9 protein-coding genes are annotated in these 12,913 nt (G+C 75.2%); 4 read left to right on the forward strand and 5 right to left on the reverse strand.

Features of this window, described 5'->3' with window-relative positions; genetic code table 11:
• Positions 1-61: 61 nt before the first annotated feature.
• Positions 62-1,216, reverse strand: a complete 1,155-nt coding sequence (locus K7396_RS32710; protein WP_223660277.1) for an acyltransferase family protein — start codon at positions 1,214-1,216, stop codon at positions 62-64.
• A gap of 683 nt (positions 1,217-1,899) precedes the next feature.
• Here K7396_RS32710 and K7396_RS32715 point away from each other — a divergent pair.
• The 3 genes from K7396_RS32715 (at position 1,900) to K7396_RS32725 (ending at position 5,864) form a co-directional block, all read left to right on the forward strand.
• Positions 1,900-2,733 (forward strand): undecaprenyl-diphosphate phosphatase, encoded by an 834-nt coding sequence (locus tag K7396_RS32715; protein WP_152104493.1) that lies wholly within the window; start codon positions 1,900-1,902, stop codon positions 2,731-2,733.
• Positions 2,734-2,899: 166 nt separating this feature from the next.
• Positions 2,900-4,210, forward strand: a complete 1,311-nt coding sequence (locus K7396_RS32720) for a PP2C family protein-serine/threonine phosphatase (RefSeq protein ID WP_223660278.1) — start codon at positions 2,900-2,902, stop codon at positions 4,208-4,210.
• Positions 4,211-4,553: 343 nt separating this feature from the next.
• A complete protein-coding gene (locus tag K7396_RS32725; protein ID WP_152104491.1) occupies positions 4,554-5,864 on the forward strand; it encodes a DUF5685 family protein in 1,311 nt (436 codons plus the stop codon).
• 101 nt (positions 5,865-5,965) lie between these two features.
• Here the strand turns inward: K7396_RS32725 and K7396_RS32730 are convergent, their stop codons facing one another.
• The 4 genes from K7396_RS32730 to K7396_RS32745 form a co-directional block, all read right to left on the reverse strand.
• A complete protein-coding gene (locus K7396_RS32730) occupies positions 5,966-6,817 on the reverse strand; it encodes a hypothetical protein (RefSeq protein ID WP_086721601.1) in 852 nt (283 codons plus the stop codon).
• Entirely contained in the window at positions 6,817-8,088 is a 1,272-nt protein-coding gene (locus tag K7396_RS32735) for a VWA domain-containing protein (RefSeq protein WP_086721600.1), read from the reverse strand. Before K7396_RS32735 ends, K7396_RS32730 begins: the two co-directional genes overlap by 1 nt.
• 152 nt (positions 8,089-8,240) lie before the next feature.
• Positions 8,241-9,419 carry a MalY/PatB family protein gene (locus tag K7396_RS32740; RefSeq protein WP_086721599.1) on the reverse strand — a complete coding sequence of 393 codons (1,179 nt, stop codon included), beginning with the start codon at positions 9,417-9,419 and terminating at the stop codon, positions 8,241-8,243.
• A 106-nt stretch (positions 9,420-9,525) separates the two neighbouring features.
• The gene (locus K7396_RS32745; protein ID WP_086721598.1) at positions 9,526-11,712 is read right to left on the reverse strand and encodes a SpoIIE family protein phosphatase; all 2,187 of its coding nucleotides are present in this window, start codon (positions 11,710-11,712) and stop codon (positions 9,526-9,528) included.
• Between the two features lie 221 nt (positions 11,713-11,933).
• Here K7396_RS32745 and K7396_RS32750 point away from each other — a divergent pair, with 221 nt between their 5' ends.
• Positions 11,934-12,851 (forward strand): GNAT family N-acetyltransferase, encoded by a 918-nt coding sequence (locus K7396_RS32750; RefSeq protein ID WP_308686899.1) that lies wholly within the window; start codon positions 11,934-11,936, stop codon positions 12,849-12,851.
• Positions 12,852-12,913 lie beyond the last annotated feature (62 nt).

The raw sequence follows: 12,913 nt of genomic DNA on the forward strand, positions 1-12,913 counted from the left end.
GCGGCGTGGACACGGCGCTTGGGTCTTGGCGGCGCTCCGGCGGCGCGCGCCCGCCGCCTCGTCAGGTCGTACGGCCGGGCCGGGAGCCGGGCGGGGGCTCTTTTCTGAAGGCCCACCGCATCTTCGGCTCCATGGCGAAGCGCAGGGCGCGCTGGACCGGTGGGGTGCACAGCAGCGTCACGACCGCCGCGGCGAGCACGGTGACGGCGACGGCGCCCCACGGGGTGCGGACCCAGTCGGCGTCGTACCAGTCGAACCAGCGGGACGCCTTGGCGAGGAAGCCGTGCAGCAGGTAGCCGTAGAGCGTGCCTGCGCCCAGTACGGTGCACCACGTCCGGCGGCCGGGCACCCAGGCCAGGAAGCAGGCCGTGAGGACCAACGAGCAGCCGAACATGGCCAGTTGCATCATGATGCCGCACCACCACGGCACGCCCAGCTTCTGCGCGCTGTCGGTGTGGTAGAACCACGCGTCGTTCATCCGCGGCACGGCCCAGTACGCGAAGGCCAGCGCGGCCAGGAGGACGGGCACGGCGGCGATCCGCGCGGTCCAGCAGCGCACCAGGTTGAAGTGCTCCGCCCTCAGGCACATGCCGAGGACGAAGAACGGCAGGAACTGCAGGACCCGTTGCAGGTCCAGGTCGGTGCCGAGGCTCGGGGAGACGGAGGCCGCCAGGGCGATCGCCAGGGCCAGCGGCACCGGCCACCGCACGATCCGCCACAGCGGCGCGGTGAGCCGCCACATGAACAGCGCGGCCAGGAACCAGGTGAGGAACCACGGGTCCCACAGGTCGACCGAGAAGCTGGTGAGGTCGCCGGCCCAGTACCGGAAGACCGCATAGGCCGTCTGAAAAAGGAGGTAGGGGACGGCGACGCCGGTGACCAGCCGCTGCAGCCGGTCCCGGCGCATGTCGAAACTGCGGGAGAAGTACCCGGATATGATGGTGAAGGCGGGCATGTGGAACGCGTAGACGAAGATGTACAGCGCCGCCGCGCTCCGGCTGCCGGCGTAGAGCGGCTCCCAGGCGTGCCCCAGCGCCACCAGCACGATCGCCAGGTATTTGGCGTTGTCGAAGAAGGCGTCGCGGTGCTTTCGCGGGGGCGGTGACGCCCGCTCGGCCGGGGCGCCGGCGGGGGAGCGGGCGGCGACGGCGGGCCGCTCGGCGGGCGCGGGCCGGTCGGTGTCCGGCAGGGCGGAGGTGCGGGGGAGCGGGCTCACGAGACGGCCTCCCAGTGGTCGGTCGGCCGTCGGGTCCTTCTCGCCGTGGTGGCGGGGGCGGTCACTGCGACGATCGTGGTGAGCGGCATCCTGGCTCCTCGTGTGGCTGGTGCGGACGGGTGACGGACCCTACCGGTGCCGGGTGGTGCTCCTGGTGCGATCCGGCCGGGGCCGGTGGCCCACAATGCTGAGTGGACCGCCGCCCCCGCCCGGTGCGCCGGCGGACCGGAGGCAGGCCGGTGCCACGGCCGTGGCGCGGCTCCCCCTCCGGTCGTCTACAGTGCTGTAGACCATCTGCGGCACTCTAGACGCCGGGACGCGCGCGACGCATCCCGGCCCATCACGGGAGGGACTGACGCCATGGCCCGGTGCCCGGCCCCCGACCCTTCTGTACGTCGCCGGCCCCGCCCACCGTTCATCCGTCGCGCGTCCCGGTGGCCCACCGGGCCCTTCGCTTCGGTCCGGCGGCCCGTCCCCCAGTACAGTCGACTCCCCGACCTGTGTGCCGGGGCGTACGCGTGTGCCGGCGCGGCCGGAGCCGTCCCCGGAACCCGCCCCGGCCGGCCCGCGCGCCCCGCGGGCGCTCCCGCGCCCGTGCCGTACGCCCCGCCCCAGGACCCGACGCCCACCGCACCGCGGCGCACCCGTGCCGCACGTCCGCACCCCGCTGAGAAATGGAACCCATGAGCGCGATCAGCATCGGCCAAGCCGTCGTCCTCGGAGCCGTCGAGGGGGTGACGGAATTCCTCCCGGTCTCCTCCACCGGGCACCTCAAGATCGCCGAGGGGCTGATGGGAATCCCCGTCAACGACAAGACCGTCGTCGGCTTCTCGGCCGTCATCCAGGTCGGCGCGATCGCCGCGGCGCTCCTCTTCTTCTCCAAGGACATCGTGCGCATCGTGGGCGCGTGGTTCCGCGGGCTGCGCAACCGCGAGGAGCGCTACCACCACGACTACAAGTTCGCCTGGTGGGTGATCTACGCCACCATCCCGATCGTCGTCGTCGGCCTGGCCGCCAAGCCCCTCATCGAGGGCCCCCTCGCGTCCCTGTGGGTGGTCGCCGGGTCGCTGATCCTCGGCAGCGGGGTGATGTGGGTGGCGGACCAGATGGGCCGTCACAAGCGCGGGGAGGACGACACCTCCCTCAAGGACGCCATGTGGGTGGGCTGCTCGCAGATCCTCGCCCTGCTCTTCCCGGGCTTCTCCCGCTCCGGCGCGACGATGTCCACCGCCCTCATCCTCGACCTGGAGCGCGTCGCGGCCACCCGCCTCTCCTTCTTCCTCGGCATCCCGGCCCTCACCGGAGCGGGCATCTACGAGCTGAAGGACGCCGTCGGCAGCGGCGCCGCCGTCGCCCCCCTGGCCATCGGCACCGTCGTCTCCTTCGCCGTCGCCTACGCCTCGATCTCCTGGCTGCTGAAGTTCGTGGCCAAGCACTCCTTCAACTCCTTCGTGATCTACCGGATCCTCGTCGGCGCGCTCCTCTTCGGCCTGCTGGGCATGGGCGTCCTCTCCTGACGACCGCCGCGGGTCCCGGCGGAGCGGTCGTCGGCCCGCCGGGACCCGTGGTCCGCCCCGAGGACCGGCGCCACGCCGGGGCGGGCCCTGCGGCCGCCCGGGGCCGGTCCGGCGGATCATGGCCGGGGCGCGCAGGAGGCGGGCCGCGGTGCCCTGGGAGGTGGCCTTGTCGCACGAGAACGGCCCGACGACGGACCGGGACGCCGACCCCGCGCGTCTGACCGCCCGGCTGCGCACGGTGGAGGACGCCGCCGAATCCATCGGCACCACCCTGGACGAGCAGACCACCTGCGCCGAACTCTCCCGGTTCCTGTGCCGGCACCTGTGCGACGCCGCCGCGGTGGACCTGTGCGAGGAGGAGAGCGCCGGGACCCGCTCGCCCTCCCCAGTGGAGCTGCGGCGGGTGGCGACGGCGGGCCTGGTCAGGGTGCTCGAAGCGCGGCTCCCCGACGACGGGCCCGAGCGGCCCGGCGGCCGGTCGCTCGCCCTGCGGGCGCTGGCCGAGGAGCAGCCCGTCGCCGCGACCGCCACCCTGCCGGGCGGCCGCTCCGCCGGGGCGCTGTCGGTGCCGCTCCTCGCGCACGGCCGCCGCTACGGCGCACTGCTGGCCCTGCGCGCGGGCGGCAGCTTCACCGCCGACGAGACCGCCACCGTGCGCTTCCTGGCCCGCCTCACCGCCGTCCAGCTCGCCCACGCCCGCCGGTACACCGCGGTGCAGCGCACCGCCACGGACCTGCAGCGCGCGCTCCTCGCCGACCCGGGCGAACCGCACCCCAACCTGGAGCTCGCCACCCGCTATCTGCCCTCCGGCAGCAGCGCGCTGGTCGGCGGCGACTGGTTCGAGACGGTGCGCCTCCACTACGGCCGGACCCTGCTCGTCATGGGCGACGTCATGGGACACGGCCTCGACGCGGCCGTCGACATGCACACCTACCGCTCCCACCTGCGCTATGTCGCCTCCACCGATCTGCCGCCGCATCGCGTGCTCCGCCGGCTCGACGCCGCCGTCGCCGGGGACGAGTCCCGCCGCCCGGCGACCTGCCTGCTGGCCCAGATCGATCCGGCCCGCGGTATCGCCGCCTTCGCCAGCGCCGGCCATCTGCCTCCGGTGGTCTTCGGCGGCGAGGGCACGGCCGACCTCGTCCAGGTGCCCGTCGGCCCGCCCCTGGGTACCGGGGCCGGCGGCTACGAACTCGTCACCCGCCCCCTCACCTCCGCCGACACCCTGCTGATGTTCACCGACGGCCTCGTCGAGCGGCGCGGCGAGGACATCGACGCCTCGCTGGCCCGGCTGGCCCGGCTGCGGATGCCCGCCGGGGCGGGGGTGGCGGACGTCCTCGACGAGGTCCTGCTCCGGCTCGACGGCCCGCACGCCGAGGACGACGTCGCCGTCCTCGCCGCGCGCCCCCGCCGCCACCCGGAGGCGGAGCCCGCCGCGCCGGCGCCGGTCCGGGGCGGGCGCACGCCTCCCGGCTGAACCGGAAAGCCGGCTGAACGCGCCCGGGGTGCGATCCGTACAAAGGGGTGTGCCGCGGGATTTTCCCCGATTCCCGGCCCGGCCCGGCCTCCTGTGACCCGGGCCCCGCGGCCGCTCCGCCGGTGCTTCCCCTGGCACCGGGGAGCGGCCGCCTTCACCCCGGAGGCGCGCCCGCACCGGTCCGACGGCCCGCCACCGCCCCCGCCATGACGGCCCATCAGCCGCGGCGCGTCCCGGCCACGGGGCGTCTGTCCAGGTCAACGGCCCACTCGATACGATTCCTGCCGCCGGCGGACCAGCCGGCCGAGGCCGCTCCACGCCGACGTCACACGGGGGTTTCCACATGTTCGGAATCGTCAGGCCCTGCACCCATCGCCTGTCGCACGGGCTCAAAGCGGAGTGGATGGCCCATCTGTGCGGTCTGTGTCTCGCGCTGCGCGGCGATCACGGGCAGTTCGCGCGGGTCGTCACGAACTACGACGGACTGATCATCTCCGTGCTGACGGACGCCCAGTCCGGCCCCGGGCGGAGCCCCCGCCGCACCGCGGGACCCTGCCCGCTGCGGGGCATGCGGACCGCGTCGGTGGCGCAGGGCGAGGGCGCGCGCCTCGCGGCCTCGGTGTCCCTGGTGCTCGCCTCGGCGAAGATACGCGACCATGTCGCCGACGGGAACGGGGCGTTGCGCCGCCGGCCGGTGGCCGCCGCCGCGCGCAGGGTCGCCGCGGGCTGGGACCGGGCCGGGGCGCGCACCGGCGCCGCCCTCGGGTTCGACACCGCCGTCCTCGTCGACGCGGTCGACCGGCAACTGGGCATCGAGGAACTGGCCGGCCCCGGCACACCGCTGACGGTCGTCACCGAGCCGACCGAGACGGCGACCGCCGCGGCCTTCGCGCACACCGCGGTGCTGGCGGGCCGGCCGGGCAACGCCGCGCCGCTGGCCGAGGCGGGCCGGCTCTTCGGGCGGCTGGCCCACCTCCTCGACGCGGTGGAGGACCGGGCGTCGGACGCCGCCGAGGGCGCCTGGAACCCGCTCGCCGCCACCGGCGCCTCGCTCGCGCAGGCCCGCCGGCTGTGCGACGACGCGCTGCACGGCATCCGCCTCGCGCTGCGCGACGTGGAGTTCGCCGACTCCGCCCTGGTGCATGTGCTGCTGGTGCACGAGCTGCGCCGCTCGGTGGACCGCGCGTTCGGCACGGTCTCCTGCTCCCACCAGGGCCACGGCGCGCCGGGGCCGTACGACGGCCAGGGCGGGAACCCGTACCGGAACGGCGGTCCCGCCCCCTACGGGCAGCCTCCCCAGTACGGTCAGACGCCGGGCGGGGGCCCGTACATCCACGGACAGCAGCAGCTGAACGGGCCCCAGCACCCGTACGGCGGCGGTCCGATGGGCCCCGGCGGTCACGGCGGCGGTCACGGGGGCGGCTCCGGCGGCGGCGAGGGCGGGATGCCGCCGTTCCCGCAGCAGCCGAAGAAGCCCCGTGGCTTCCTCGCGGGCTGTGCGGTCGCCATCGGGCTGTGCTGCACCTGCAAGCTCTGCTGTGCCGAGGAGTACGAGGGGCCCTGGTCGCGCAAGAAGCGCGAGGGGTGCTGCCACACGTGCGATTGCGGCGACGGTTGTGATTGCTGCGACTGCTGCAGTTGCTGCGACTGCTGAGCGGAGCACGACCGCGCTCGTGGTCCGCCCGGTTCGCCCTGGTGACCTCCGACTGCCGGGGGAGCGGGCGGCCACGGCCCGGGCCGTGGCCGCCCGGTGGGTCAGGCGCCCGGCGGCACCCGTGAGGGGCGGCCGGAGCCGCGGGTGAACTGGTAGCCGGCGATACCGGCCAGGGCCGCGAGCAGCCCGCCCGCCGCGGTCCAGAGCCAGCGGTCGGACCACCCGCCGGAGGACCAGCCGCCGTCCGGCGCGATCAGGTCCGCGGGCTTCCCGGGTGCGGCGCTCTGCTCGTCCTCGGGGGCGGTGCTCTCCTCGTCCTCGGGGCCGGCGGTGGAGACGCCGGGCACCAGCGGGGCGCCGAGCGTGCCGTCCACGGCGTGCGCGCCGCCCATGTCGGCGACGGTGGCGCCGACCTCGGCGTGCACCGGCAGCCCGAGGTCGTCCTTGGGCAGGTCGGCGACCGTCAGGCGGACGTAGTAGCCGCCCGGCAGCGGATCGTTCGCCCAGGGCTCGGACCAGGCACGGACCGTGCGCAGCGTGCAGGACAGCTCGACGGACTCCGCGTCCTGGGCCGCCGTCCGCGTCCGGGCGCCGTACTGGCAGTCCTGGCGGCGGCGCAGCCCGTCGTAGACGTCGAGCTGCCAGGTGGCCGTGCCGTGCCGGGCGCTCCGCGGCAGTTTCACCTCGGCCTTGACGGTGGCCCGCTGGCCCGCGTCCACGGGCAGCACCCAGTAGAGGTAGTCGCCGGTGGACGCGTCGGCCGTGGCCCGCTGGTCCGGCTTGATGACGGTCGCCGTGCGGAAGGAGGTGCCGGCCTCGGTCGGGGCGGCCGCCGCGTCGTCCGAGCCGGTGCTCGGGCTCGGGGACGGGCTCTCGGCGAGGGCCGTCGCGGCCGTGCCGAAGAGGGCGGCGCCCGCCAGCGCGGCCGTCGTCAAGGTACGTAGGGTGCGCATCAGTTGGTCCTCCAGACGGTCACGCGCCAACGGGAGATCCAGCCCCACAGCAGGCCGGTGAGCAGCCCGGTGAGCGCCAGCGCGGCCAGCAGCCACCAGCCGTGTCCCAGGCCGAAGAAGGCCGCGTCGGAGGCGTCGTCGGGGCCGTCCACCACGTCGACGGCCAGCTCGACGGGCAGGCCCGGGTCGGTCTTGACCGAGGCGGGCGCCGAGAACGAGTTGCTGACCTGCAGGCAGACGGTCTCCGCCGCGGACGCGTCGTCGTCCGCGGCATCGGACGCCGCCTTCGGGTAGCGCAGCCCGGACGAGATCACGTCGGTGCGGCCGTCACCGGCCTCCGCGCCGCGGACGATCTCCCGGCCGTGCACGGTCGAGGCCCGCAGCAGGACCCCGTAGTCGTTGTTGACGGCGCGGTCGGCGGCGATGCTCACCGAGGCGCGCAGTTCCTGGCCGGGCCGGACGTCCACCCGGTACCAGCGGTGCTCGGCGAACTTCTCCCGGTCGCTGTAGAGGCCGGGCTTCAGCTTGGGGGCGCCGGCGCACTGCCGGGTTCCTTCGGTCGCCACCGGAGTGGCCACCGGACGGGCGGCGCGGTCCACCAACTGGTGCACCCGGTCGCGCAGTTCCTTGGTGTGCTGCACCGAGGTGTAGGTGCCGCCGGTGGCCTCCGCGATGCAGCTCAGCTGGTTGCGGGTCTTGGCATCCGGCAGCAGCCCGAGGGTGTCGACGGTGAGGTGGATGCCCTGGGCGGCGATGTCCCGCGCCACCTGGCAGGGGTCGAGCGGGGCGCAGGTGTCCTCGCCGTCCGTGATGAGGACGATCCTGCGGGACCCGTCGCCGCCCTTGAGGTCGTCGGCCGCGCCCAGCAGCGCCGGCCCGATGGGCGTCCAGCCGGTGGGGCTGAGCGTGGCCACCGCGGTCTTCGCCTCGGTCCGGTCCAGCGGGCCGACCGGGTAGAGCTGCCGGGTGTCCTTGCAGCCGACTTTCCGGTCCTCGCCGCGGTAGTTGGCGCCGAGGGTGCGTATGCCGAGCTGGACCTCGTCCGGTACGGCGTCCAGCACCTCGTTGAACGCCTGCTTCGCGGCGGCCATCCGGCTCTGCCCGTCGATGTCGCGGGCCCGCATCGAGCCGCTGACATCGAGCGTCAACTCGACTTTGGGGGAGGACTTCGCGTCGGGTTCACCGGCGCTGGCGGGTGTGGGGGCAAGGGCGACGGTCATCGCGGCCAGCAGGCCGCACACCCCGGCCGCCAGCCGTTTTCTTGTGATCATCGCCGGATCGTATGGAGAAACTCCCCGCAATCCAAAACGGGGCCCAAGTGGGCTGCGGACAGCGGCCGGTGACCGCCCGCCCGGCCGCGCAAGACGGCGTCGGTGTGCCGTACGGCGCGGGGCCGGGCGGGGGAAGCGCTCCGCCGCCGCGGTCAGTCCAGCGCGGCCGCCATCCGCCGTACGGCCTCCGTCAGCAGCTCGGGCGAGGTCGCCAGGTTGAGCCGGACGTGACCGGCGCCGCCGGTGCCGAAGCCGGGGCCGGAGCTGAGCGCCACCCTGCCGCGCGCGAGGAAGACCGCGGCCGGATCGTCGCCCAGACCGAGCGGGCGGCAGTCGAGCCAGGCGAGGTAGGTGCCCTCCGCGGGGCGGTAGCGGACCGCGGGGAGGTGCTCGGCCAGCAGGGCGGCGAGCAGCCTGCGATTGTCGTCGAGGCCGCCGCGCACCGCGTCGAGCCAGTCGCCGCCGTCCCGCAGGGCGGCGGTGTGGGCGATGATGCCCAGGTGGCTGGGGCCGTGGCTGACCTCCTCCGGCATCCGGGCCAGGTCTTCGGCCGCCGCGGGGCCGGCGAGGGCGAGCGCCGCCTTGAGACCGGCCAGGTTCCACGCCTTGGACGCCGACATCAGCGACAGACCGCTCTCCGCCCCGGGCACGCTCAGGTAGGGCACGAAACGGGCGTCGAGGGCCACCACGGGGGCGTGGATCTCGTCGGCGACCACCCGGACGCCGTACCGGTCCGCCAGCGCGGCGACCGCGGCCAGCTCCTCGGCGCCGTGCACGGTGCCGGTGGGGTTGTGCGGGCTGCACAGCAGGTACGCGGCCCGGCCCCCGTCCGCGACGGCCTGCCGGAACGACTCCTCCAGCGCGGCGAAGTCGATCCGCAGGTCCGCTCCCAGCGGGGCCTCCACCACCCGCCGGTCCATATGCGTCACGAACTGGTAGAACGGCCGGTACACGGGGCAGTTGACGACCACCGGGTCTCCCGGGCCGGTGACCAGTTTGAGCATCTCGACGATGCCCAGCATCACGTCGGGCACGACCGCCGTGCGCTCGACGGCGAGCCCGTCCCAGCCCCAGCGCGCCCGCGCGAAGCCGGCCAGCGCGTCGGCGTACGCCGTGCCCGCCGGGTAGCCGGTGTCGCCGCGCGCCACGGCGTCCGTGATCGCCGTGACGACCGGCGCGGGCAGCGGCACATCCATCTCCGCGACCCACAGGGGCAGCACATCGTCCGGGTAGGCGCGCCACTTCATGCTCGTCCGCCGTCGGAGTTCGCCGAGGGTGAGCCGGCGCAGCGGGTTGGTGTCGTCGGGGGTGGCACCAGGCAGGGGATCCATGGAGCCAAAATAGGCACGTCGCCCGGTGAAGGGCAGAGGGCGAGTCGGCCCGGGAGGCGGTCGGCGGCCGCGGACGGGGCCGGAGGGGCGGCGCACGGGCCCGGCGTCAGGTGGCGGTGATCACCAGAGCGGCCTGGTCATCGGGGGTGGACCGGCCGGCGAAGGCGGTCACGGCGGCGTGGACGGCCTCGATCAGACCGGCCGCGCCGCCCGCCGTGCCCGGAAGGCCGTGGAGGGCGTCGGCCAGCCGGTGTTCGTCGAAGAACTCGCCGTCGGCGGAGCGGGCCTCGGTGATGCCGTCGGTGACCAGCACCAGGCTGTCGCCCGGCGCCAGGTCGAGCCGGCACGCGGTGCCGTCGAACTCCGGGCCGACCCCCAGGAGCAGGCCGGACTGGACGAGTTGTTCGACCGTGCCGTCGCCGCGGCGCACGAACGGCGGCACATGGCCGGCCCGGATCAGCTCCAGCGCGAGGTGCGGGCCGGTGTGCCGCAGTTCGCCGTAGACGAGCGAGACGAAGTAGTCCGCGTCCAGCGCGCTGCCGGCCAGGGCGTCGTTGATGGCGATGACCACGTCCGCCGGGTCGTGCAGCAGACGCGCGGCGGCGCGGGCGGTGTGGCGGACCATGCCGGTGATGGTGGCGGCCGGCGCGCCGCGCCCGCACACATCGCCGATCATGAACGCCCAGCGGTCGTCGGGGAGCGGGAAGACGTCGTAGAAGTCGCCGCCGACCTCCAGACCCTCCCCGGCGGGGTAGTAGGACGCCGCGAGGTCGGCGCCGGGAATGCGGGGCAGCTCCGGGGGCAGCAGCCCGGCCTGCAGCTCGCGGGCCAGCTGGGCGCGGTTGCTGAACTGGTGCGCGTTGTCGGCACTGGAGGCGGCCCGGCGGGCCAGTTCCTCGGCGAGGGCGATGACATGGCCGTCCAGGGGCCGGCCGGTGGCCAGCAGGGTCAGGACGCCGAAGGTGCGGCCGCGGACCCGCAGCGGGACGCAGACGTAACCGGTGACGCCGGGCACGGCGGGGCGGCCGCCGGGCGGGACACCGGCCCGGTCCGTCCGCGTGGCGCCGGAGGCCAGGACCCGGGCCACCGCCGTGTCGATGCGCTCGCGGAGGGCGGGGGAGGCGAAGAGGTCCTCCTCGGCCGGGGTGGCGGCGGCCATGGCGATCAGCCGGGTCCGGCCGTCGTCCTCGCGCACATGGACGCTGCACAGCGGCGCCAGGGTCGGCACGGCCAGCCGGGCCAGGCACTGCAGGCAGTCGGCGAAGTGCGGCTCGCGGGTGATGGCCGTGCTGGCCTCCAGGACGAAGGCCAGGTCCTCGCGGGCCTCCTTCTCCCGTTCCTGGGCCGCGCGGCCTGCCTCCATGGCCTGGTGGCGTTCGATGGCCAGCGCGGCGATCCGGGCGAACGCGGCGCTGAGGGCCAGGTCCGTCTCCTCGGGGGCCTTGGGGGCCCGGTGGTACATGGCGAAGGTGCCCAGCAGCCGGTCGTCGGTCCCGATGATCGGGGTGGACCAGCACGCCGCGACCCCGGCCCGCGCCGCGAGCTCGCGATAGCGCTCCCACCGGTGATCGGTGGCGATATCGGTGACGATCACCGGCACCCGCAGATGCGCTGCCGTGCCGCACGACCCCTCGTCCGCCCCGATGGGTATCCCGTCGATCGCCTCGTTGTAGAAGTCGGGCAGGTCAGGGCCGGTGCCGTGCCGAAGGTGCCCGCCGTCGGCGTCGGCCAGCAGCACCGAGACGATCAGGTTCGGCGACAACTCCTCGATCGCGCGGGCCATTCCGGTCAGGATGTCGTCCAGCGGTGCGTCGCGCGCGATCTGCTCCAGCAGGATGCGCTGTTCGGCCGCGAGGAGCTGGGCGTGGTGGTACACGGTGGTCTCCACGGCGATCACGATCACCCCGTCGACCCCGCCCACCGGGTCCCGGCGCGGCTCGTAGGTGAAGTCGAAGAACCCCTCCCGCTCCGCCCCCGGCCCGCCGAGCAGCAGCCGCGCGCCGCGGGCGCGGAAGGCGGTGCCGGTGCGGTACACCGCGTCGAGCCGTTCGAGGACGCCCTGCGACGCCAGCTCGGGAACCAGCTCGCCGATCGGCGTGCCGGCATCCGTACGGCTGCCGCCGAACGCCTCGAAGAACGCCGGGTTCGCCGCCTCCAGCAGGTGGGAGGAGCCGCCCAGCGCGACGAAGATCACCGGAGCCTGGTCGAACAGGTCCCCGTACTCCTCGGTCCGCCGGGACGGGGACCGGGGAGAAGTGGTGACCGCGCCGAGGCGGTCCGGCTGTAGGGACATGACAGGCCGCCCTTTCTGGCACGCACCGACCGAGTCGCCTGTCCACCTCCACTCTGGCACACCGCCCGGAGGATTCCAGGCCGCCGCGGGAGCGGTCACCGAGCGGAGGCGCGCGGCGACACGCCGGACTCCCCGGCCCGGCCTCCGCTGCCGTGCGCCCGCGCCGTGACGGGGCCGTTCGGCGTACCCACCCCCCCTTCCCGGCGGCGACCACACCCGGCATGCCCCTTTCCTCCCCTATGGTCCTGATCGCCGGTACCGCCTGCGCCGACACCCCGACCGCCCGGCGGCCCGCCGGGCACGGCACCACCGCCTCCGCGCACGGCCGCCCCGGCGCAGGCCGCGACCACCCGAGGAACCCCGTGATCGAACTCGCCCCGGACCAACTCCCGCCGCTTTCCGGCTGGTTCACCACCGGATCCCCCGGAGCGGCCGCGCTGCCCGAGCACGTCCGGGCCGGGGGCGCCGGCCGCTGGTGGGCCGACCGGGCCGCCGCTCCCCGCGCCCTGGCCGTGACCTGCGCCGACCACGTCCTGCTCAGCGGCGACCCCCAGGTCCTGGCCCCGGACGCCCTCACCGCCTTCGCCGGGCACTACGTACAGGCCCCGGCCCGCTTCCTGCCGGCGCTGGGCGGCGCCTTCGACCGGGTCGTGCCCTGGGAACGGATGCTCTACCTCCACCGGCTTCCCGTCCCCGTGCCGCGCCTCCCGGCCGGGGTGACGGTGCGTCGGCTGGCCCCCGGGGACGCCCCGGCGCTGGGCGCCGTCACCCGGGACGCGCCGTGGGTGCATGCCAGCTGGGGCGGACCGGCCCCGCTCGCCGCCGCCGGCCTCGGCTGGGCCGCCGTCCGCGAGGAGGCCGTCCTCGCCGTCGCCTGTACGTACTTCCGCGGCACCCGGTACGAGGACATCGCCTGCTTCACCGCCCCCGCGCACCGCCGCCGGCGCCTGGCCCTGGCCTGCGCGACCGCCCTGTGCCGGGACATCGCCGCCCGCGGCCGCACCCCGAGCTGGACCTGCTCCCGCGACCACCGCCCCAGCCGCCTCCTCGCCTGGACCGCGGGCTTCCGCCTGGAGCGCGAATACGTGCACCACCTCACCGGACGACCGGCCCGCAGGGACGCCGCGCTCCCCGCCTGACCGCCCGCCGCCGTCCCGGGGACACGAACGCGCCGCGGCGCCGAACACCACGGCGACGCGGC

Source organism: Streptomyces angustmyceticus, assembly GCF_019933235.1.
GTDB classification, from domain to species: Bacteria; Actinomycetota; Actinomycetes; order Streptomycetales; family Streptomycetaceae; genus Streptomyces; species Streptomyces angustmyceticus.